Below are 22,548 nucleotides of genomic sequence, written 5' to 3' on the forward strand. Positions count from 1 at the left end.
GTTTCGCAACCGCGGTTCTTACATAACGGGTGGGACCTATTATGCTAAATCGTGCTTTTGGCGCAGTGATTTCATCTTTGCTTGTGGCCGGCGTGGCCGCTTTGCCGGCTATCGCGCATGCCGACGACAGCTTCGCGCAGGACGACGGCGCGTCGCATGGCCGCGCGGTCAAGGTGATGATCATTTCGATGTTCGGCCCGGAAGGGCAGGTGTGGCTGGATCATCTCGGACCGTGGCAGGACATCACCGTCGCGGGTCTGTCCCCTGATTACCCGGCCGTGCACTGCAACCGGCAGGATGTCTGTGTGATGACTACGGGCATGGGACACGCGAATGCCGCCGCGTCGATCATGGCGCTGACGTTCTCGCCGCGGTTCGACTTGCGCCATACGTACTTCATGGTGGCGGGCATTGCCGGGATCGATCCGCTTCAGGGGACCGTCGGTTCCGCTGCCTGGGCGAACTGGCTCGTCGACTTCGGCATTCAGTGGGAGATCGACGGACGCGAAATTCCGCCGGGCTGGAACACCGGCTATCTCGGCATCAACACGACGGGCCCGACGCAGAAGCCGCCGCTCGACTATCGCACCGAAGTGTTCCAGCTGAATCCGGCGCTGACGAACGCGGCATTCGCGCTGTCGCGCAACGTGACGCTGAGCGACGACGCGCAGGCACAGGCCGCACGCGCCAAATACAGCTATGCACCCGCAAATCGGCCGCCGACGGTGATCCAGTGCGATACGCTGGCGGGCGATACCTGGTGGTCGGGCACCGAACTCGGCGAGCGAGCGCGGCAATGGACCAAGATCCTGACCGACGGCAAGGGCACCTACTGCACCACGCAGCAGGAAGACAACGCCACCTTCGAAGCGCTGACGCGAGCGGCGAACGTGCATCGCGTCGACCTGAACCGTGTCGCGGTGCTGCGCGCCGGCTCGGACTTCGACCGGCCGTATGCGGGCCAGTCGAGCGCGGATAATCTGCTCAACTACGCGTCGCAAGGCGGCTTCACGATCGCGATCGGCAATCTGTTCCTCGCGGGCAATCCGCTCGTGCAGGACATCGTCGCGCATTGGGGGGAGTGGCGCCATGGCGTGCCGCAGCGGTAGTGCGCTTGCGGGCCGCCTGCGCGCAGATCCGTGACCGGTTCTCGCGGCGAGGCCATCTCAGGGTTTGAGCTTCGCGAGGCGCGGTGCGAACCGGCACATGACGAGGGGGAGGACGGCCAGGACGGCGCCGACATGGAATGTAGTGGATGCGCCATGCCGGTCCCACAACCAGCCGGCGATGACGCTTGCAAACAGCATACAGATGCCGCTTGCGAGATTGAAGACGCCAAACGCCGTGCCCCTGAGCGACGGCGGCGCGGTTTCGGCGACCATCGCGGAGAGAATGCCTTGCGTGAACCCCATGTGCAGGCCCCACAGTGCGACGCCGATGAGCAGGGTGACGATCGATGCACGCGCGCCGAGGACCAGATCCGCGGCGATCAGTGTGACAATGCCGAGCGCAAGCAAAACACGGCGGTCGGTTCGATCGGACAGCGCCCCAGCAGGATACGCGCTGAGCGCGTAGGTGAGACTCATCACCACCATGACGCCGGGAATCCACGCGATATCGATTCCCGTCTGCTGCGCGCGCAATACGAGGAACGCTTCGCTGAAGCGCGCGAGGGTGAAGGTGGCGCCAATCGCGACCACGAACCAGTAGCGCCCCGGAAATTCCCGCAACGCCTCCCAGCGCAGTGGTGACCGGAAGCCGTGGGACGCCTGTTCGTGGGCCGGCTCCTCGATGCCGAACACGATCAGGCCGACCGCTATCGCGGCCGGAACGACAGCAAACCAGAGGACCGTGCGGATGTGATCGGAGAACCGGAACATCAGCACGATGGCCACGAGTGGCCCGGCGAATGCGCCGATGGTATCCATCGACTGTCTGAGCCCATAACACGCGCCGCGAATCTCCGGTGGCGAGACATCCGCGAGGAGCGCGTCTCGCGGCGCACCCCGTATTCCCTTGCCGGCACGATCGATAAGGCGCGCCGCCGCGACAAGCGCGGGCGTGTGCGCCAGCGGAAAAAGCGGCTTGGACAGCGCGGCCAGCCCATAACCGAGCAGCAGCAGTGCCTTGCGCTTGCCTAGCCAGTCGCTCACGGGGCCCGAGAAGATCCTGACGATCATCGCGGTCGCTTCGGCGGCCCCTTCGAGCAAGCCCAGCGCGCCCACGCTCATGCCCATCGTGGTGACGAGGAAGATGGGCAGCAGCGCGTGAACGAGTTCGGAAGACAGGTCCATGAAAAGGCTCACGAATCCCAGCATGCGTACCGCGCGGGGAATGGGGATGCGTGAAGTTGCGGACGTTTCAGGCAGCACGGCACTCGCTCTGGAGATAGGTGAACGCGTATCGCGCGAGGGCGATGACGACCCTGTCCAATGATGTCCGATGCGCTCGCCAGCAGCAACCAGACCGCCCGCTTTCACCCGGCTCACCCATTCGCTGTCCCCGGGTCGGCGACTTCGTCGCGCGTGAAGCGCCCGTAGCGCAACGCCAGCGCGGGCAGCACGATCAGGTTCAGGGCGGTCGACGTGATGAGCCCGCCAAGAATGACGATCGCCATCGGCCCTTCGATTTCCTTGCCCGGCGCGCCACTCGTCGCAGCGAGCGGCGCCAGCGCGAGCGCGGTAACCAGCGCAGTCATGAGGATCGGCACCAGCCGTTCCGATGCGCCGCGCACGGCGGTGTTCATGTCCCAGTCCAGTCCATCCAGGTGCACCAGATGTTCATAGTGGCTGATCAGCATGATCGAATTGCGCAGCGAAATGCCGAGCAGCGTGACGAAGCCCACCATGCTGCCAAGCGAAAGATTGCCACCGGTGAGGACCACGCCCAGCACTCCGCCCACAAGCGCGAAGGGCAGGTTGATCATCACCAGCAGCACGGCGCGCCGGTTCTTCAACGCCATGAACAGCAGCAATGCGATGCCCACCAGAGCAATCCCGCCGTATGCGAGCAGGTCGCGCTGCGATTGGGCGCGCGCTTCGCTCTCTCCGCTGAAAACGGCATAGGTACCCGCGGGCATCCTGATCTCGCGATTCACGCGCGCCTGCGCTTCCTTCACGAAGTCGCCGACCGCCCGGTTGCCGAGATTGACCGACACCGTCTGCACGCGCTCGCCGCCGTCGTGCGTGATCTGGTAGCGGCCGGCGACCTGCCGGATCATGGCGAGCGTGGAAAGCGGCACGGCAAAGCCGTCGGCGTTGCGCACCATGAGTTCGCTCACGTCGCCGACGGACCTGCGCATTGCGGGGTCGAGCACGACTGCAACGTCGTAGCTGCGGCTGCCCTCGTAAATCTGGGCGACGGTCACGCCGGCATAGGCGGCCTGGATCGCATCGAGAACTTCGACCGGACGAAAGCCCCAGCGGCTCAGTGCGTCGGGATTGAGCCTCACATCGAGTTCGGGAATCCCGGGGGGGGAATCCACCCGCACACTGGCTACGCCGTGGATCGTACCGACGAGCTGGGCGATCTGCTGCGCCGTGCGGTCGATGACGTCGAGATTGTTGCCGAAGACGTTCACGACCACAGGCGCTGTCGTCCCCGAAATGGTCTCGTCGATGCGTTCCTCGAGAAACGTGTTGACCGAGGTGGAGAGGCCCGGAAAGCGCGCCAGGGCCTGGCGAATCCGGTATAGCGCCCAGCTCTGGCCCGATGCGCCCATCGGCTCGAGGTCGACTTCGAATTCCGAGAGCTGCACGCCGGTCGGGTCGACCACACCGTTCGCACGGCCGGCGCGCTGCGCCACGAGGCGCACGCCCGGCACCTGCAGCAGCGCCTGCGAGACCTGGGTGCCGATGCGCATCGATTCGGCAAGCGAGGTGCCCGGCGCGAGCCCCATGTGCACGGTGTAATGTCCTTCCCGCAGTTGCGGAATGAAACTCCCGCTCATGAATGGCAGAGAGGCGAGCGCCGCGGCGCACATTACCACGACGATGACCATGACCCCTTTCACATGTTGCTCGACCTTCTTCAGCAGTGCGACGTAATGTGTCTTGAGGCGCCCGATCAGGCGCGGCTCCCGCTCGGGTAACGGTCCCTTGGCCAGCAGGGCGAGCGCCATCGCGGGCGTGAGCGTCAGCGCGACGCCCAGCGACGCGAGCACGGCGAGAATGTAGGCGATGCCCAGCGGGGCAAAGAGCCGTCCGCCGATACCCGTGAGCGTGAGCACGGGCAGGAAGATCAGCATCACGATGAAGGTGGCGAAGACTACGGCACTACGCACTTCGAGCGAGGCGCGCAGCACGATGCGAAAGGCGGGAAGCGGCTGGGCCAGCACGCGGTTCTCGCGCAGGCGGCGGTAGATGTTCTCCACGTCGATGATGGCATCGTCGACCACTTCGCCCAGGGCGATGGCGAGGCCGCCCAGGGTCATCGTGTTCAGGCTGATCCCGAACGAAGTGAGGACGATGATCGCGATTAGCAGCGACATGGGAATCGCAACGGCAGAGATCACGGCGGTGCGCACGTTGAGCAGGAACAGGAACAGCACTACGACGACCAGCAGGGCGCCGACGATAAGCGCCATGCGCAGGTGAGCGACGGACGCCTCGATGAAGTTGGCGGGCCGGAATACGTTCGTGTTCACGTCCACGCCCTGGCGGGAGAGCACCGGCGCAAGCCCCGCGAGTGTCTTTTCAATGTCGCGTGTCACGGCCATCGTGTTGGTTCCGTACTGGCTTTCCATCACGACCATCACGCCGGGCTTGCCCATGATCGATGCTGCGCCAACGGCGGGTGCGTTGCCCCAGCTCACGCTGGCAATGTCGCCCAGGCGAACCGCTGCGCCGTTGCCGGAGCGGATCACGACACCCGCGAGTTTCTGGGGCGTCGCGATCTGGCCATCGGCGTTGACGGCGATGCGCTGATTGCTGTTTTCGATGAACCCGGCGCCACGCACGCCTGTGGCCTGGCGCGACGCGGCAATGACATCCTGGATCGACAGATCGTGGTGCATCAACCTGGCAGGATCGACCTGGATCTGCATCTGACGCGTTTGGCCGCCGAACACGATCACATCGGCCACGCCTCGCGTACCCAGCAACGGCGGTTTGACGGTCCACTGCGCGATGTCGTAGAGGTCCGCGAGCGAGCGCGTCTTCGACGTCAGGCCGATGGTGCGCACGACGCTCGTCGTCGTCGTGAGCGGCAGGAGCTGGGGTGCCGCGACGCCGGCCGGCAGCGTCCCCGCGAGTCCGCTGATGCGCTCGGTGACGAGTTGCCGGACCTGCATCACGTTGGCATGATCGTCGAATACGAGCGTCACCGAGGAGAGGCCCTGCATGGACCGCGAGCGGATCGACTGCAGGCCGGTCATGCCGCCAAGGGCATTTTCGACCGGCTGTGTCACGAGGGTCTCCACCTGTTCGCTCGTCATGCCCGGCGCGGCCGTCTGCACGATGCTCATCGGCGGTGCGAACTCGGGAAAGACGTCGAGCCTGGCGCGCGTGAGGGAAAAGAGCCCGTAGCCGGCCGCCATGACGGCCAGCGAAAAAATGACGCCGCGAAAGCGCAGCGAAAAGCGAATGATCGCGTCAAGCATGGGGCTGTGGGTGGCGTTGTTCTGGGCGGGACATGTGGGGCTCAGTTGCGGGATCAGTCGTCACACTCGGGCGGGTCCTTGCAGGCGGTGCCGATGCCCTGTGGCTTGATCTCTTCGGAGAGCAGCAGTTGCGCGCCTTGCGTCACGACCTGATCGCCGGCCTGGAAGCCGGCCGTCACGATGAAACCGCGATCGCCTTCGTTGGCCGCGGGCACGTAGCGCCGCGTGAAGCGGTCGTGCGCCGTGCGTACGTATGCCCAGGTCTGGCCGCCGTACCACACCACTGCCTGCACCGGGATCAGCAGCCCCGAAACGGCCTCGTTCGAGGTGGGCACGCGCGCGCCCGTGCGCAGGTTCGCGGGCAGCATGGTGCCCGCGACGTAAAACCATGGCGTGCCCTGTACGGCGGGATCGGCGAGGGGTGAAGCGGATAGCCTCCGGGCGGCCACTGTGCCGCCACCGGGTGTATCGACCGCGATGCGCTCGGGTGGCGTCTTGCCGAAGCCGGATGGCAACGTCACGCGTAACACGACCGACTGACCCGCCTGGAGGCGCTGAAACAACGTAGAGGCCGGCGCCGTTGCCGCGTTTGCGAGGGCATCGCCGAACTGCTGCCGCATCGTGCCGTCAAGGCCGTCCAGCGTGACCCGGGCGGCCTGGAGTTTTGCCGCGTCGCCCTGCATCGTCGCCTGCGCTGCCTGAAGCGTCTGCTTCGAAACATTGCGGTCGTCGGCGAAGAGCGTACGGCTGCCTTCGTACTGCGTGCGTGAACTGGCTGCCTGTGCGGCGAACGTGTCGACGTCGGCGCGTGCGCTGGCGAGACGGTTGCGCAGATCGAAGAGCGGTTGCAGATCGATGACCGTGGCATCCGCGCTGATGCCGGACTGGCTCGTGACGGCCGCGAGCGGCGCGACTTCGATGTGGCCGGCGCGCTGCGCGTCGAGGCTCACGACCACGACTGTCTCGCCTTTGAACGTCTGCACCGTGGTCCGCGGCGCAGACGGCGCGGCGGCGGATGTCGATGCGCCGGAGTCGTCGAACGCCTGGTTGATGATGTACCAGCCTGCGCCGGCGCAGAGGGCCAGCGAAAGGACGATCAGAAGGATCAGCCGGATTTTCATCGTGTTGTCCCCTCACTGAGGGTTGGCCTCGCTGCCTCGTGGACGAGAGGTAGCTGCATCGCGTCTTCGAGTGCGCCTGCAGCCTGCTGGAGCGCGATTTCGGCGTCGAGATGGGCGATTTCACTCGTCTGATAGCCGGCTTGCGCCTGTGTGTACGTCAGCCGGTCCGCATTGCCGCTCGCGAATGCAGCCGCCTGGCTGTCGAGCTGGCGGCGGGCGCTCGCCAGATGGGCATCGGAGATCTGCCGCGCTTCGCCGCTCGCCTGATAGCGCGCCAGGGCATGCGCGAGGTTGCCAATGATCCTGTCCTGCAGCGCGCCGGTGCGGACCGCTGCTTCCTTGCGCTTCGCCTCGGCCTGCTTGATGCCCCCCTGGTTCTGGTCGAAGATCGGCAGCGTGATGCCGGCCAGTCCGAAGGCGATCTTGTTGGTGCCGGTGTCGTACGTGTAGCCGGGGCCGAGATGGATGTCCGGATACTGTTTCGCGACTTCGAGCTGAAGCGCCGACTCGGCGGCGGCGTAATCGGCCAGTGAGGCGCGCAGATCGGCGCGATGGAAGATCGCCGCTCGCTGCGCGTTAGCCGGAGGCGGAGCCGGGGCAGCCGTGCCGAAGGCGCTCAGGTCGAGCGTTACGCCATCGAGCGCGGTGACCGGAACGCCGATGGCGGCGGCCAGTTGCGCGCGCGCGTCTTCTTCGGCCATTCGCGCGGCGGTCAGGTCGCTCTGGGCCTGGGTGTCGGCAAGCACCGCCGCATCGACATCGGGTTGCGAATACTGGCCGACTGCGAGACGGTGGCGGCTCATGGCCGTGATCTCCCGCTGGGCTTGCGCCTTCGTGCCGAGGAGGGCGATGCGCGTACGCGCGGCAAAAAGGGCGAGCATGGCGTCGCGGACCTGGGCACTGACCGTCCATGCCGCGGTGATGATGTTCAGCCGGGCCGCTTCAGACAGGTGGCTCGCCTGATCGACGCGATAGCCGCGCTTGTGCGCAGTCTCGATCGGGATGTCGAGTGATGGGCCCCAGGTAAAGGGCGCGCCCGGTCCCGGGTTGGGCGTATTGAACTGGAACGGCATCTGCAGGACCGGATTGGGAATCGCGTTGGCAACATCGATGCCGGCTTTGGCCGTGTCCCATTGCGCACGGGCCATATCGAGGGCGGGGCTGTAGTAGAAGGCCGCCAGAGTAAGCCACTCGCGATTCCAGGCTGCCGGCGGCCACGGCCTGACATCGTGGCCAGCTTCGCGCGCGATCCAGGCATGCAGTTCATCGCTAGCAAGCGAGCGCTGCTCGAATTGGCGGGCGATCTGGTCGGGGGCGATCGGCTGCGGATGATAGGTCGTACAACCGGCCACCCCGGTCAATACGATGAAGGCAATCGATAACGCGCGCCGCATGCTGGCATTCCATCCCGGACGATGTGCCGCCCACGCGGACGGCTTTCGGGTTGGAGGCTACGCCACCGGTTGTGAAGTTTTTGTCAAGAACCTTCGCTGTGCGGCGGTCACGGGGGAGTTTTTCAACGAAATAGACCCGCTGCTGTCGCTCGGGTTGCCGGCGCTGCGATGACGGCTCAGGATCCTGGAGCCGCCGTTCATCGGCTTCCGTCGACGGAATTTCGCGAAGGTGTCAAAGCGGATCGTAGCCGGGTTTCTTGTATAGGCGCGTCATGCTCGGAGCGATCCCTTGACGACATACCTTGTCCATCCAGTCGCCTGGCCTGATCGCCTCGATTGCAACCGAGAGCGAGTTCTCGATTGAATACGGCACTCCCAAAAAGCGCTCGACGATCGCATGCGCAAGCGGCGCTTTCTGGTCCTCGCTGTGGCCGGGCCATAGCTTCACGATAACGTTCAGATTTCCCGCGACGCACCGGCGAGATACTGCTCATCAGTTACCGGTTCCAGCCACTCGACATTTTTGCCGTCCAGCGCCTCCTGGATGGCGATGTGCGTCATCGAGGTCGTCGCTGAAGCGCCATGCCAGTGCTTGTGGCCTGGCGGACACCAGATCACGTCTGCGGCACGAATCTCAACGATGGATTCGCCCTCGCACTGTGTCCAGCCGCAGCCAGACGTCACAACCAGGGTCTGGCCCAGCGGATGGGTATGCCAGTTCGTGCGCGCACCGGGCTCGAACGTCACGCTCGCGCACGACACCCGAGCGGGCGGCGGCGGTGCATTAAGCGGATCGATACGCACGGTGCCGGTGAACCATTCGGCGGGACCTTTAATTGAGGACTGCGAGCCAGCTCTTTTGATTTCCATGATGTTTCTCTCATGCTCCGTTATTGGCGGCCACACCCAGCTCCTTGAGCTTTGATACGGTCGACATTGCATTGGGCCAGCCCGCGTAGAACGCGAGGTGCGTGGTCAGTTCAACGAGTTCGTCCTGCGTGACGCCGTTCGCGATAGCGCGCGGAACGTGAAAATTCATCTGCTCGGTTTTGCCGAGTGCGATTAGTGCAGCGCAGGTCACGAGACTGCGGTCCCGTTTCGACAGTTGAGGGCGCTCCCAGATGTCGCCGAACAACACCTCGTCGCTCAGTTCGGCCAGCTTCGGGGCCAGTTCGCCAAACGACTCACGTGCGGCAGCAGGTTTTCCGGACATGCCTTTCTCCTTTCTCCAGGCCAATGGATGACATGAGGACATTCTGCGGACGGCGCGCGCGTGCGACTAGACGGTAAAATGCGCTAAGACCTATGAGTGGATTTCATCAATGCTGCGCGAAAATGTGACCGACCTGCTGGCATTTATTACGGTGGCGCGCGAAGGCAGCTTTACTCGTGCCGCGGCCAGGCTTGGCGTATCGCAAAGCGCGCTGAGCCATACGCTGCGCGGGTTGGAAGCGCGCATGGGAGTACGGCTGCTTAGCCGGACCACGCGCAGCGTCGCACCGACCGCTGCTGGGGAGCGGCTGCTGAGAACCGTCGCACCACGATTCGAAGAAATCGAGAGCGAACTCGCTGCGGTGGTCGAAATGCGTGACAAGCCGGCGGGCACGATCCGGATCACGACCACCGACTACGCCGCCGATACCGTTCTTTGGCCGCGCCTGTCAAAGGTCTTGCCCGACTACCCTGACATCAAGGTCGAACTCGTGGTGGACTATGGCTTGTCCGACATTGTGGCTGACCGGTACGACATCGGGGTGCGATGGGGCGACCAGGTCGCGAAGGACATGATTGCGGTGCGTATCGGCCCAGATGCACGTCTCGCGATCGTCGGATCGCCGTCCTATTTTGCGCAGCACCCATCGCCCAGACAGCCGAAGGATTTACTTCATCACAACTGCATCACGCTGAGGCTGCCGACGCGCGGTGGTCTATATGCGTGGGAACTCAAAAAGGGCAAAAGGGAAATGCAGGTCCGCGTTGACGGGCAATTCACCTTCAATGGCGCTTACCAAATGCTGAACGCGGCGATCGACGGCGCGGGCCTTGCGTTCGTGCCGGAAGACCTTGCACAGCCTCACGTGGATGCCGGACGGCTGCAGTATGTCCTCGAGGACTGGTTTCCGACGTTTCCGGGGCTACATATCTTCTACCCAGGCCGCCGCGAATATTCGAGGGCGTTAGCTATTGTTGTGGACGCCTTGCGCAATGGGGCGTGAGCGGGCGAGCGCGCATCCACCAACCGCCAACCCCGCGCTGCGTGTGGAAGGCCACCCTGAGCATACATCTGCAATAGATAAGCGCTATCGCCCGGTCATTCATGTACAACTGCCAAACGGCTGCTAATGGTGCACCATGCCCGATTCTTCGCAACTCGACATCGACCGAACCAGGCCGGGCCAGTGGACGGTCACTTTCAGCAACCCACCGATCAACATGTTTGTGCCTGCCACAATCGAGGAATTTGGCTTGCTGACGAGGGACCTCGAGGCGGACCCGTCCGTGAAGGTCGTGCTGTTTCAGTCGGCGAATCCCGATTTTTTCGTCGCCCATCTCGACGTAGCCAAGGCAGCCGAACGGCGGGAGGTGCTCGGGCTTTGGCGCGACTGCGTGCTACGCCTCTCGTCAGCGCCAGTCGTGAGCATCGCCAAGATTCGCGGTCGCACGCGCGGGATCGGTAACGAGTTCGTGCTGGCCTGCGACATGCGTTTCGCCAGCCGGCAATATGCGATCTTCGGCAACCCGGAGGTCGGCGTCGGCCTTGTACCGGCCGGCGGAGCGCTTGAGTGGCTTCCGCGCCTGGTCGGCCGCTCGCGGGCACTTGAGATTGCCCTCAGCGCCGACGATTTCGACGCCGATGTCGCCGAACGCTATGGCTGGGTAAACCGCACGCTGGACGATTCCGGCCTCGACGCCTTTGTCGATACGCTGGTCCGACGCCCGGCCTCATTTGACCGTGAAACGCTCGGGGCGGCGAAAGCCCAAATCAATCGCTTCGGGATGCCAACGGCTGCCGAACTTCAGTCGAGCATCGACCTGTTCTTCCCGGCCTTGGCCTCGCCAGGTGGGCAGGCCCGCCGCGCCAGGCTCCGGAACCTCGCTTATGGCGGGCCGAGCGATTTCGAAATGAACTTCGGGAGGTACCTGCCTGCGCTTGGTCAGGCGGACAGCAATGACACAGAGCGGCCGCTCACAGGCGCGCGGAAGGGTTGAGCCTCCGCGATCAAACATAGCGCTGCCGGGCGTCGTGCCAGTGAAGCTTGATGTGACCGATCGGGCGGCCGTGGCCGCCGCCGCTGACACGGCACGCGACGTCACGCTTCTGATCAACAACGCGGGCATCGCCCGGTTTGGCGGTCTGATGGACGACGGCGCCCTTGAGGCCTTGCGCGATCACTTCGAGACTAACGTGTTCGGCATGCTGTCGATGTCGCGGGCGTTCGCACGCAACCTCGCCCGGAACGGAGGCGGCGCGATCCTGAACGTGCTGTCTGTGTTCACCGACGAGTTTACGCGTCGGTGAAGGCCGGGATGTCGGCAGGTGTCTATCTGGACGCGAGGCGTCGCGACCTCGAACTTCCGTACACGACCCTGATCTGCCCTTCAGTTTTCCCCAGAACGGCCGTTCAACAGTCGGGAGCCTTCGGATAAAAATATGATATTCACGCCAGAATTTTCTACAGCGGACGCCACGGAATATACACTGATCGCCAATCATTATGTCGAGACGCAAGTAGCGCTGAACCTAAGCGTTGCGTACGTTCGGGCGCGTGTACTCTTTGGCCGACAACACGTGCCGCTGCCTACTGCTAGATTTGTGGTGGTCTATGATGTCCGTGGACAAAAGGTGGCAGACGATCTTGAAGGCTGCCTGCATCACGCGCTCGGAGATATTGCACAGATTCGGGTGAAACGGTCATGAGCTTTCAACTTATGGTTCGAGGTATACCCCTGAACGATGTCGAGCGTACGCTTGGACAACTGCTCGCAGTGCATGTGACGCCGGCCAACGAACAGGAACGTGCACAGGTCGGAGAACTGGCGCGTCAGGTCCAGCAGGCCACGGGCCAGACAGTCAAGGTGGCGTTCGCGGATCAGGGGTATACAGGTGAAGAGCCCGCGCAGGCGGCGCTTGACGAAGGAATCGAGCTTCAAGTCATCAAGCTGCCGGAGGCAAAAAAGGCTTCGTATTGTTGCCGCGCCGCTGGGTAGTCGAGCGCAGCTTCGGCTGGCGCAACCGGTTCCGCAGACTGGCCAGAGACTACGAGCGGTTGCCCGAAACCCTCGCTGGTTTGCACTTCGTCGTATTCTCTGTGCTTATGCTTGTCCACTTTGCAGCCCTTACTGGAGGGCGACAATCATTTTGGCCGGTGTAGCGGCGAAGGTTTTGGCCGGTGGGGAGAAGTCGGAGGCGGCGTAGCCGCCGGAGAGTTCTCCCCACCGGCGGCGCCGAGTCGGCTGGGCTCTACGATGGCTGATCGAATAAGAAAGCGATCAGCTACATGTCTGGAACACCTCATATCAATCAGGGTATTGCACTTCAAACTTGAGAACTTGTTGTCTAACGAAATGCGCGCATCTGCGAATGCATCAGCTGGAGTAGTCGGTTCGAGGCGACGGACAGCTTTCGGCCGACGCGTGTCACGAGCTGCGCCTCCGCGTTGATAAGCAACGGATGATCAATCGGAATCGCGAAGAGTTCCCCCGCGTCCAGCTCAGTCGAGACGGAAAACGCCGGCAAACACGCAATGCCCAGCCCCGATTTCACGAACTGCTTGAGGATGGATATCGAGTTGGTCGTGACGATCGGATCCAGGCGTATCTTTTCGGCAAACTCGACGGCCTCGAGCATCTGCCTGGTACCGAAGGAGGGATGCGCTGCCGCCAGCGGAAAAGACGCCAGCTCTCGCACAGTCATAGCCTTTTCACGTTGCGCGCGAGGAAAGCCGGGGCCAACGATCGCCATCAGTGGTTGCATGCGCGATGCGCGCGCGACGATCTTGGGCTCGGGCGGCGGGTTATAGACTAGCCCGATATCACCCTCGTCCTCGGTGATCTTGCGCATGACCTCGTTCGTTCCGGCGAGGTCGAGATTGACCTTGATGCCCGGATACTGTTTGCAAAACTGCTGCATCGGGCCCCCCAGCATGTCGGACACAAAGCCCTCGCCGAGCACGACGTTGACATGCCCCGTGCGCAAGCCGCGCAGTTCCTGCAAGCGGCTGATGAGGTCTTCCTTGTGCGCCATCTGCTCGCGGTAGTACTCGATCACGTACTGCCCGGCCTCCGTCGGTTTCACCCCGCGCGCATGCCGCTCGACGAGCGCGGCATCGAGTTCACGCTCCAGTAACCCGATCTGTCTGCTCACCGCCGACGGTGCGACGTTCAGCCAGTCGGCCGCCGCGCGAATGCTGCCGAATCGTACGGCTTCGTAGAAATAGACAATCCTGCTCTCCGTCAGACCCTCTGCCATGAGAAATCACCGTTCGAATTATTAGAACGTTTTGCAAATTGGCGTTTATTGATTATAGGCTTTCGAAAGTCCAGTATGGAACCCAGGCAGTCGAAAACTTGGAGCGGCAGCCACGATATGAACTGCGAAATCAAGAGACCTGGAGCTAGAAACATGAAGACGGTTGGTGTAATCGGTCTGGGCAATATGGGGCGCGGGATGGCGCTCTCGCTCAAGCGCGGCGGTTTCAACGTGCTCGGCTTCGACGCCGCGCCCGGCGTTGCCGCCAAGTTGCAGGAAGAAGGCGTTCAGGCGCGTGCTTCCATCTCTGATATCACCCGTGATGCCGACGTGCTGATTCTGTCCCTGCCGACATCCGATATCGTCGAGCAGGTCGTGCTCGGTGAAGGCGGCGTCGCCGCGAGCGCGAAGCCGGGCCTGATTGTTGTGGACACGACTACCGCGGAGCCGGGCAGCACGCGCAAGGTGGCTGCGGCGCTTGCTGAACGCAAGGTGGGGTTCGTCGACGGTCCCGTCAGCGGCGGACCTAAAGGTGCCGCGACGGCCACAATGACGATGGTTCTGGGCGGCTCCGACGCAGACGTCGCAGCTGTCGAGCCGATCCTCGCCGTGATGAGCGCGAAACGCGTCCACGTCGGCCCGGTCGGCGCGGGGCACGTGACCAAGATCATCAACAACATGTTGACGGGCGTTCATCTTCTGGCCGCGAGCGAAGCCGTGCGCGCCGCCGAAGCGAACGGCGTCGACCCGGAAAAGCTGGTGGAGGCGCTCAACGGCGGCTCGGGCAAGAACAGTGCAACGCTGACGAACTATCCGACATGGATCTTCAACGGCAAGTTCGACTCCGGATTCACGATGAAGCTGATGAGAAAGGACGTGCGCCTTGCGATGGCGCTACTCGATAGCGCGGACGCTACCGCGCCGATCGCGAAGGAAGCGGGCCGCTTGTGGGCGGCGAGCGCGGACAGCATCGGCGATGCGGAAGACTTCAACCGCATCGTCCAGTTCATCGACAAACAGTAATCGCCAGATATCCGGAGCCATTTTCAGATGAGCAATAACGCAGAAGACCTTCTCGTAGCGTTTCAGCATTTCTTCCCGCAAGCAAAGACCATCGGTTCGTATGTCGGTGGCGAGCTGGTGGAAGGCGCGGGTGAGACGATTCAACTCTTCGATGCCGCGACAGGCGAGAAGAGCATTGCCTACAAAGATGGCGGCGCGGCCGTGGTCGAACAGGCTGCCGCGGCAGCCGTGCGCGCGCAGAAACAGTGGTGGGCGCTAACGCATGCGGCGCGCGGCCGCGTGATGTTCGAGATCGCCCGCCAGGTGCGCGCGGAAGCCGAAGCCCTCGCGCGGCTCGAGTCACTCGGTTCGGGCAAGCCGATCCGCGATTGCCGCGGCGAAGTCGCGAAAGTCGCCGAGATGTTCGAGTACTACGGCGGCTGGGCCGACAAGTTCTACGGCGAAGTGATTCCCGTGCCGACCTCGCATCTGAACTACACGCGCCGCGAGCCGGCTGGCACCGTGCTGCAGATCACGCCGTGGAATGCGCCCGTGTTCACGTGCGGCTGGCAGGTCGCACCCGCCATTTCGATGGGTAACGCGGTGCTGCTCAAGCCGTCCGAACTCACGCCGACCAGCTCTATCGTCATCGGCCTGCTGTGCGAGCGCGCGGGTGCGCCGAAGGGCCTCGTGAACGTGCTCGCAGGTCTCGGACAGACGGTCGCGCAGTCGGCTATCGCGCACAAGGCGATCAAGAAAGTGGTGTTCGTCGGCTCGCCGGCGACGGGCGCACGGATCGCCGAGGCGGCCGCGAAGCGTGTGCTGCCGTGCGTGCTCGAACTGGGCGGCAAGTCGGCCAACATCATCTTCGGCGACGCGGACCTGAAGCGCGCGGCACTGACCGCGCAGGCAGCCATCTTCGCCGGTGCTGGTCAAAGCTGCGTGGCGGGCTCGCGTCTGCTGGTGCAACGTAGCGTCTACGACGAGTTCGTCGCGATGGTCGCCACGGGCGCCAGGAAAATCAAGGTGGGCCAGCCGCTCGACGACAGCACCGAGGTGGGCCCGATCAATAACCGCAGGCAATACGAGCATGTCATGTCGATGATCGACAAGGGCGTGGCGGCAGGCGCGACGCTCGCATCGGGTTCGCAGGAGCGCTCGAACGCGGGCTACTTTGTTTCGCCGACGGTGCTGTCGAACGTCACCAACGATATGGCCGTTGCCCGTGAAGAAATCTTCGGGCCGGTGGTGGCAGCGATTCCGTTCGACACGGAAGACGAAGCCATCGCGATTGCCAACGATACCGAGTTCGGCCTGGCCGGCGCAGTGTGGACCACCGACGTCGCGCGCTCGCATCGCGTGGCGGCGCAAGTCAATGCCGGCACTTTCTGGGTGAATGGCTACAAGACCATCAACGTGGCGTCGCCGTTCGGCGGCTTCGGTTTGAGTGGTTACGGTCGTTCGAGCGGCGTCGAAGCGCTCTACGAATACACGCAGACGAAGAGCGTCTGGGTCGAAACCGCGAAGGAACCGCCCACGGCCTTCGGCTACCTTTAATCGGCAAGGTATCCTCCCCGTTCTTTCGGGGAGGATCGTCACTCTGGGGAGACCTGACCAAATGAATAGCATAGCAATGCACTCATCCGACGGCCAAGGCATGCGCACGGCCAAGCTACTTGTCTTCGCTGCGGGCGTGATTCTGCTTGCCGAGCTGATCGGATCTTTCACGTTCAAGATCGGCCCGGGCAAGGTGGTCCTCTTGCCGATGATCTGGGCGCTTCTGCTCGGTGCGGCAATCGGCGTGGCCAGTGCGCGATCGAACAGCGCCGCGCGCCTCGACGTGAAAACGCAGTTTTACGCCGCGGCCATCCTGCAGCCTGCGTTGCTGCTGTTCATTGCGAAACTGGGGTTGATGATTGGGAGCGCGCTACCCAAGCTGGCGTCTGCGGGTTGGGCGCTCGCCTTCCAGGAGCTGGGGCATTTTGTCGGCACGATCCTGCTTGGCTTGCCGCTCGCACTTCTGCTCGGTATCAAGCGCGAAGCCATCGGCGCCACCTTCTCGGTCGGCCGTGAGCCTAGTCTCGCCATCATCGGCGAGAAGTACGGGATGGACTCGGCCGAAGGGCGTGGCGTGCTGGCGGAATACCTCACTGGAACCATCTTTGGCGCGGTCTTTATCGCCATATTTGCGGGCTTCGTCGCGAGTCTGAATATCTTCGACCCGCTCGCACTCGCGATGGGTTCGGGCGTCGGCTCGGGCAGCATGATGGCAGCGGCGTCGGGCGCTATCGCTGCGCAGCAGACGCCTGAGGTCGCCAAATCGGTGCTGACGTTTGCGGCTGCGAGCAATCTGATTACGACGACGGTGGGCACGTACTTCACGTTATTCATTTCGCTGCCGATGGCATTGTTCGGCTACCGCATTCTAGAGCCGCTGATTGGCCGCACGACCAGTGCCTCGAACGCGCCCGAAGCGGCAGAAGCCAGCGGACCGAAACTGGGCGATGTGCAAACGGAAGCGCCGCATCTCAGCTATGGCGGCAAAGTGCTGGCATGGGTCGTCACCGCCGTGTTTGCACTGGTATGCGACTGGATGGCGCACGGTACGACGCCGCTGGCGGGGCTGCCTGGGATGCTGCTCATGCTGCTGGCTGTCGTCGTTGGCGACGCGCTTTCCACGCTGACTGGCCGCAAGATCCCTGCGGTGTGCTGGGTCTCGTTTGCGGCGATGTACGCGACGTCTCCTTGGTGCCCTTGGGGCGCACAGTTGGCTGAGCTGAGCGCGCGGAACGATTTTCTTGGCGTGACCACGCCGATGCTGGCCTTCGCGGGTCTCTCGATTGCAAAAGACTTGCCCGCTTTCCGCCGGTTGGGATGGCGCATCGTCCTTGTTTCGTTCGTTGCCAATGCAGGCACGTTCCTCGGTGCGACCGTCGTCGCGCAACTGTTCCACATCTAGGCGACCGGCACCGCCTGCGCAAACGCAGCGGTGCAACGCGCGCTATGAGCTGTGCAATCTGACGGCTGCGTCGATTGCCAGCAAGAAACTCCTATCAAGTGACTATGAACGCTATTGCCGAAATCCAGGCATTCTCGGAGGAGATGACTGCCGTCCGTCGTGACATCCATGCGCACCCGGAACTGGGATACGACGTGAACCGGACGGCGGATCTCGTCGCCAGCAAGCTGGAAGAGTGGGGCTTGCCTGTCGTTCGCGGAGTCGGCAAAACGGGCCTCGTTGCGACGCTGAAGCGTGGGAACAGCACTCGCGCAATCGGACTTCGCGCGGACATGGACGCGCTGCCCATGCAGGAAGCCAACGAGTTCGCGCATCGCTCCACCGTGCAGGGCGCAATGCATGCATGCGGGCACGACGGTCACACGACCATGCTGCTTGGCGCCGCAAGATATCTCGCGAAGTCGGTCGATTTCGACGGCACCGTGCATTTCATTTTTCAGCCTGCCGAGGAAGAAGGCGCAGGCGCGCAGGCGATGATCGACGACGGTCTGTTCGAGCGCTTTCCTGTCGATGCCGTTTTCGGCGTGCACAACTGGCCGGGCATTCCGGAGGGACACTTCGGTGTGCGCCCCGGTGCGATCATGGCATCGACGAGTCTCTTCAGGATTACGGTGACGGGCGCAGGATGCCACGGCGCGATGCCACATCTCGGTGAAGACCCGGTGTTTGCGGTGGCGCAGATTGTCAGCGCATTGCAGAGCATCCTGACTCGCAACAAGAATCCTGTCGATGCGGCAGCCTTGTCGGTGACGCAGATTCACGCGGGTGAAGCGCAGAACGTTGTGCCGACCGATGCCTGGCTGGGCGGCACGGTGCGCACGTTTTCGGAAGAGACGCTTGACCTCATCGAGAGCCGCATGCGGGCCATCGTCGCGGCGATTGCGTCTGGTCTTGGCTGTCGCAGTGAGATCGAATTCAACCGGAACTACCCGCCGACCGTCAACGATCCTGAACAAACCGCGCTGGCAGTCGAAGTCATGCGTGAAGTCGTCGGTGATGAGGCCGTCGACGCGGCGATTCAACCCACGATGGCTGCCGAAGACTTCTCGTTCATGCTGCGTGCAAAGCCGGGTTGCTACGCGTTTATCGGAAATGGCGTCGGCGACCATCGCATCGTGGGGCATGGAGCAGGGCCGTGCCTGTTACACAACGCGAGTTATGACTTCAACGACCGGTTGCTTCCCGTGGGGTCGACTTACTTCGTGCGACTCGTGGAGAGGTTTTTGAAACGCGCGTGAGCCAGTGCCATAGCAGGCGATAAGGGCTCTGAACGCAGAGCCTAGCCTCGCAAAGTCTGTTGCAAGTCACTCGAAACTGAACGAGTCGATTGCGCGCTCCAAACGTGCCAACCCTTCGTCAAGACATTCGTACGGAATGTTGAGCGCCGGCGCGAATCGCAAGACGTTCGGACCCGCATTCAGAATCATGACGCCGTGTTCGAGCGCGGCTGTCATGATGTCTTTCGAGCGTCCCTGATACGCGTCGCTCAACTCCCCGCCGATCAGTAATCCGGCGCCTCGGAGCTCGCGGAACACGCCGGTGCGGGAATTGATCGAGCGCAGGCTCGCAAAGATGTGAGCGCTACGTTGGCACACGCCGTCGAGAACCTGTGGGGTGTTGATGAGTTCGACAACGCGGTCCGCAACGGCGGTAGCCAAAGGATTTCCGCCATACGTCGAGCCGTGCGTTCCCACGGAGAAGTGCTTGCCGATCTCCGCGGTGGTGAGCACCGCGCCGATCGGGAAACCGTTGCCGAGGGCTTTGGCTGCCGTGAGGATATCCGGCGTCACGCCGGCGTCCATATACGCGAAGAGCGAGCCGGTGCGTCCAATGCCCGTCTGCACTTCATCGAAGATGAGAAGCGCGTTGTGCCTGGTGCAGGCATCGCGCAGGCATCGCAGGAAGTCGGGCGTTGCCGGAATGACGCCGCCTTCGCCCTGGACCGGCTCCACGATCACCGCGCAGGTCCGATCGTCAATTGCAACCAGCGCTGCGTCGATATCGTTAAATCGGATATGCGAGATGTCGCCGGGCAGCGGGCCGAATCCGTCCGAGTATTTCGGCTGGCCGCCGACGCTGACGGTAAATAGCGTGCGCCCGTGGAACGATTGCTCGAAGGAAATAATCTTGGTCTTCCTCGCCTCCGTTCCAAACCGGTCGATTGCCACGCGTCGGGCAAGCTTGAGCGCAGCCTCGTTTGCTTCTGCACCGGAATTCGCGAAGAAGGCGTTTTCCGCGAAAGTCGCCTCGGTCAGACGCAATGCAAGTTTGAGTGCGGGGATGTTCGTGAAGACGTTGCTCACATGCCATAGCTGTTCAGCCTGTCTGGTTAGCGTTTCGACCAGCGTCGGATGCGCATGACCGAGAGCGCAAACGGCGATGCCGCTCGTCAGGTCGACGTAGTCCCGGCCCTCTTCGTCCCAGACGAGAGAGCCTTGCGCGCGCACGGGTATCAACGGTGCAGGCGCATAGACGGGGGCCATGACTGTATCGAACGTGTTTCGTGATGGATGTGGGGTAGTCACTGGAGGGTTTCGCTGCAACTGATAAAGGAGTTGCGGAACAAGGGAGGCGTCGCAGGACCGGCGGCTACCTCGCAGTCCGACTTGTGTAGCAGGAGTGTGCCGCTACCCGGCCTGCTTGTGGCTAACTCAAAGTTGCAAACTTGTTCGAAAAATCCGAACGCAGTGTGGCGTCACGCCGTCTAACCTTATCGATAAGACTGGACGGTATTCCATACGGCGGGCGCGGGCGCACCCTCGAGGCCGAGCTTCGAGATATCGAACTGCCCTTGCTTGGATGTGTCGATGGTCCTGCTCGATCACGCTGTTCAGAATTCGTTGTCGAGTAGCGAAGCAGCCCCCGCGTGCCGTGAACAGCGATCGGCGTATCGCTTGCGCGAACATGCGGCCGCCCCGTCAGGCGCCGAAGATGGAAATTCCGGTCGAGGCATTCGCCATAGCCGCTTACCCCGAGCAGGTTTCACTGGATCGATACGTCCAAGGCGACGTACGTCGACTTGTTCAACGCGCTTGCGACACTTGCGGCCATCGAATCCTGGTACGATGCCTCTCATAGCGTCTCGTTTTTTCTCCCTGGCATGAATGACGACAGCACCCTGCTTTGGCAACAGGCGCTGCTTCGGGGCGATGTTCAGATGAAGTTGAAGCTCGCCGAACAGGATCATTTTCGAAAACATGGGCGCTTGGTTCCTCCATTGCCAGCAGACAATGGCGTCCTGCTCCGTAAGGGGCTTCTTTCCCAGCAATGTATGACTGATTTGGTTCGGCCTTTACGCGATGCTGGTTGGAATGTGAAAGTCAACGAGCCCGACGATGAGGCGCTCTATATGACCATCGATGCTTCACACGGCGAGAAACGTTTCAGTGTCGCGTTGTTGTACAGTTGTGGAACTGAAAATGGCATTTACAAAATGCTCGCAAAAGAATGCGTGGCCGTCCTCTATTGTGGCGCTCCTTATAAGCAGGATTCATTTGCCTATGGCATCTCGGTGTATGTCGGACCTGTTTTGGGCTGGCAGCCGCCAAAAGCGGGTTAAACACATGCGATTACATATCGGGAAGTCGGCTGAGGTTTATGGAGATCGCAGCAATTAACCGCTCTCCACTGTGAAGTGTCACTTGGGCTTTTGAACTCTCGGTGACAGCTTTCCCGTCCGGATATTGGCACCTCGAGGAATTTTTGCCGTTGCCACGCCTTATCCGATATTCAATAGAGCTCGCGTTTGAGTCTACCCTACGGTGCCGGTCGTGGCCGGCTCCTGCATAGGCCAACTCGCACTGTCGATCTTAGGCGGTGACCGTTTTGCTTTCTGGCATACCTTAAACTTATCGCTCTACGGCTTCGAATACCGACAATGAACCTCACGGTGCTATTCGCTTTTGCAAATCTTGCAGGTCTCGCCTTGGCCTTCGCGGGCGCGGTCCTGACTATTGTTTACGGCCTGCCAAATCTCGACGTGCTCAACGAGGGATCGTATGTGGCGATGGAGACAACAGAACGATTTCGGCGATACCAAAGACGTTCAAAGCTCGGACTTTGTCTGATCGCGGCCGGATTCGCTCCTCAGCTGCCGTCAGCGGTGTTCGCCTTTAAGGTTTCGCCGGCGACAGGGCCAGTGCGTGTGGCGGACGTGTCTGCACTCGTGTCGATCTGCAAGGATATTGCTCTGGCGGTCGCCGGTGCCGTCACTGCGACAGTGGCGTGGAAAGGCTTGAACAACTGGCTTAGGGAGTTGCGGGGAAGGACCCGCTTCGACGCTGCATTGAGTCTGATGCGCGCAGCGTACGCGCTGCGTGAGGCAGTTGCTAATTGCCGCGCGCCACTCATTGTCGCCGGCGAGTTTCCCGCCGAATATCGCGAGAGCCGGTCCTTGGGCCGTGAGACTCGTTGGGATGACAAGGTGCGGGCCTACGCTCATGTTTTCGCTGCCCGGTGGTCTCCGGTTGGCGCAGCAATGACAGAATTCGAAACAAGGAGCCTCGAAGCCGAAGCCATATGGGGCGGCGACGTCAGGCCGCTAACCCGTGAACTGGTCGATTGCGTTGTGATGTTGAACGCCGCGACAGAGAGCTATATGGACGACTTGCGCAGCGAAGGGGAAAACTTCAAAGCGGATCGCGAATTCGGGCGCAAAGTGAGGTCGGAGGTTTTTGCTTCGCGCGGCGCAACGGATAACGAACTGACAAACCGGATTGCCAAAGCGTTAGAAGCGCTAGAGAAATTCGCGCGGCCCTCGCTTAGACAGTAGTCTATCTGTCGAGTGGCATTCAACCCGAAACTGGACGCACCCTGCAGCGGGGCGGCTCAGCTTTCTGAATGTCGTTCGACATGGAAACAGCGGTTCGCTCAGCTTCGACCTATCTACAGGCCGTCTCGCGAGCGCCGGTCAATGACCGCTCGTTGTGCGCATTAGTCATCTG

The 22,548-nt window shown here is 62.4% G+C and carries 18 protein-coding genes and 2 pseudogenes; 11 read left to right on the forward strand and 9 right to left on the reverse strand.

Annotated features, from left to right (window positions below):
* Positions 1–41 precede the first annotated feature (41 nt).
* Positions 42–1,109 carry a purine-nucleoside phosphorylase gene (locus BHE01S_RS30080; protein WP_042270453.1) on the forward strand — a complete coding sequence of 356 codons (1,068 nt, stop codon included), beginning with the start codon at positions 42–44 and terminating at the stop codon, positions 1,107–1,109.
* Between the two features lie 57 nt (positions 1,110–1,166).
* Here the strand turns inward: BHE01S_RS30080 and BHE01S_RS30085 are convergent, their stop codons facing one another.
* The 7 genes from BHE01S_RS30085 to BHE01S_RS30115 all read right to left on the reverse strand — a co-directional run bounded on the left by BHE01S_RS30085 (position 1,167) and on the right by BHE01S_RS30115 (position 9,327).
* The gene (locus BHE01S_RS30085) at positions 1,167–2,318 is read right to left on the reverse strand and encodes an MFS transporter (RefSeq protein ID WP_042270455.1); all 1,152 of its coding nucleotides are present in this window, start codon (positions 2,316–2,318) and stop codon (positions 1,167–1,169) included.
* Between the two features lie 167 nt (positions 2,319–2,485).
* Positions 2,486–5,599 (reverse strand): efflux RND transporter permease subunit, encoded by a 3,114-nt coding sequence (locus BHE01S_RS30090; protein WP_042270457.1) that lies wholly within the window; start codon positions 5,597–5,599, stop codon positions 2,486–2,488.
* A 53-nt stretch (positions 5,600–5,652) separates the two neighbouring features.
* Complete coding sequence (locus tag BHE01S_RS30095) at positions 5,653–6,720, reverse strand: efflux RND transporter periplasmic adaptor subunit (protein ID WP_042270459.1); 1,068 nt, start codon at positions 6,718–6,720, stop codon at positions 5,653–5,655.
* Positions 6,717–8,114, reverse strand: a complete 1,398-nt coding sequence (locus BHE01S_RS30100) for a TolC family protein (RefSeq protein ID WP_042270461.1) — start codon at positions 8,112–8,114, stop codon at positions 6,717–6,719. The genes BHE01S_RS30095 and BHE01S_RS30100 overlap by 4 nt, the downstream gene beginning before the upstream one ends.
* Before the next feature lie 232 nt (positions 8,115–8,346).
* Positions 8,347–8,562 (reverse strand): tautomerase family protein, encoded by a 216-nt coding sequence (locus BHE01S_RS30105; protein ID WP_218000433.1) that lies wholly within the window; start codon positions 8,560–8,562, stop codon positions 8,347–8,349.
* Between the two features lie 8 nt (positions 8,563–8,570).
* Entirely contained in the window at positions 8,571–8,984 is a 414-nt protein-coding gene (locus BHE01S_RS30110) for a (R)-mandelonitrile lyase (protein ID WP_042270465.1), read from the reverse strand.
* 10 nt (positions 8,985–8,994) lie between these two features.
* Complete coding sequence (locus BHE01S_RS30115) at positions 8,995–9,327, reverse strand: carboxymuconolactone decarboxylase family protein (protein ID WP_042270466.1); 333 nt, start codon at positions 9,325–9,327, stop codon at positions 8,995–8,997.
* A 109-nt stretch (positions 9,328–9,436) separates the two neighbouring features.
* On the opposite strand from BHE01S_RS30115, the gene BHE01S_RS30120 reads away from it, so the two are divergent.
* The 4 genes and pseudogenes from BHE01S_RS30120 to BHE01S_RS30135 form a co-directional block, all read left to right on the forward strand.
* Positions 9,437–10,330 (forward strand): LysR family transcriptional regulator, encoded by an 894-nt coding sequence (locus BHE01S_RS30120; protein ID WP_042270468.1) that lies wholly within the window; start codon positions 9,437–9,439, stop codon positions 10,328–10,330.
* 136 nt (positions 10,331–10,466) lie between these two features.
* Entirely contained in the window at positions 10,467–11,324 is an 858-nt protein-coding gene (locus tag BHE01S_RS30125) for an enoyl-CoA hydratase/isomerase family protein (protein ID WP_042270470.1), read from the forward strand.
* A gap of 19 nt (positions 11,325–11,343) precedes the next feature.
* A pseudogene (locus tag BHE01S_RS30130) lies at positions 11,344–11,607 on the forward strand (SDR family NAD(P)-dependent oxidoreductase); the annotation flags it as partial.
* A 470-nt stretch (positions 11,608–12,077) separates the two neighbouring features.
* A pseudogene (locus BHE01S_RS30135) lies at positions 12,078–12,487 on the forward strand (transposase); the annotation flags it as partial.
* Positions 12,488–12,672: 185 nt separating this feature from the next.
* On the opposite strand, the gene BHE01S_RS30140 reads toward BHE01S_RS30135, so the two are convergent.
* A complete protein-coding gene (locus BHE01S_RS30140) occupies positions 12,673–13,584 on the reverse strand; it encodes a LysR family transcriptional regulator (RefSeq protein ID WP_042270472.1) in 912 nt (303 codons plus the stop codon).
* 153 nt (positions 13,585–13,737) lie between these two features.
* On the opposite strand from BHE01S_RS30140, the gene BHE01S_RS30145 reads away from it, so the two are divergent.
* The 4 genes from BHE01S_RS30145 (at position 13,738) to BHE01S_RS30160 (ending at position 18,843) form a co-directional block, all read left to right on the forward strand.
* Positions 13,738–14,607, forward strand: coding sequence for an NAD(P)-dependent oxidoreductase (locus BHE01S_RS30145; protein WP_042270474.1), 870 nt, complete (start codon positions 13,738–13,740; stop codon positions 14,605–14,607).
* A 27-nt stretch (positions 14,608–14,634) separates the two neighbouring features.
* Positions 14,635–16,143 (forward strand): aldehyde dehydrogenase family protein, encoded by a 1,509-nt coding sequence (locus tag BHE01S_RS30150; protein ID WP_042270477.1) that lies wholly within the window; start codon positions 14,635–14,637, stop codon positions 16,141–16,143.
* 76 nt (positions 16,144–16,219) lie between these two features.
* A complete protein-coding gene (locus BHE01S_RS30155; RefSeq protein ID WP_224101322.1) occupies positions 16,220–17,545 on the forward strand; it encodes a DUF3100 domain-containing protein in 1,326 nt (441 codons plus the stop codon).
* Positions 17,546–17,649: 104 nt separating this feature from the next.
* Positions 17,650–18,843, forward strand: coding sequence for a M20 aminoacylase family protein (locus tag BHE01S_RS30160; protein ID WP_042270481.1), 1,194 nt, complete (start codon positions 17,650–17,652; stop codon positions 18,841–18,843).
* 66 nt (positions 18,844–18,909) lie between these two features.
* Here BHE01S_RS30160 and BHE01S_RS30165 read toward each other — a convergent pair whose 3' ends face one another.
* Complete coding sequence (locus BHE01S_RS30165) at positions 18,910–20,130, reverse strand: acetylornithine/succinyldiaminopimelate transaminase (protein ID WP_042270482.1); 1,221 nt, start codon at positions 20,128–20,130, stop codon at positions 18,910–18,912.
* 494 nt (positions 20,131–20,624) lie between these two features.
* Between BHE01S_RS30165 and BHE01S_RS30170 the strand changes: the two genes are divergently transcribed.
* Complete coding sequence (locus BHE01S_RS30170; protein WP_052406185.1) at positions 20,625–21,164, forward strand: hypothetical protein; 540 nt, start codon at positions 20,625–20,627, stop codon at positions 21,162–21,164.
* Positions 21,165–21,482: 318 nt separating this feature from the next.
* Complete coding sequence (locus BHE01S_RS30175) at positions 21,483–22,376, forward strand: hypothetical protein (RefSeq protein ID WP_042270484.1); 894 nt, start codon at positions 21,483–21,485, stop codon at positions 22,374–22,376.
* The last annotated feature ends 172 nt before the right edge of the window (positions 22,377–22,548 follow it).

The sequence above is a fragment of the Paraburkholderia heleia NBRC 101817 genome, assembly GCF_000739775.1.
In the GTDB taxonomy this organism is placed as follows: Bacteria; Pseudomonadota; Gammaproteobacteria; order Burkholderiales; family Burkholderiaceae; genus Paraburkholderia; species Paraburkholderia heleia.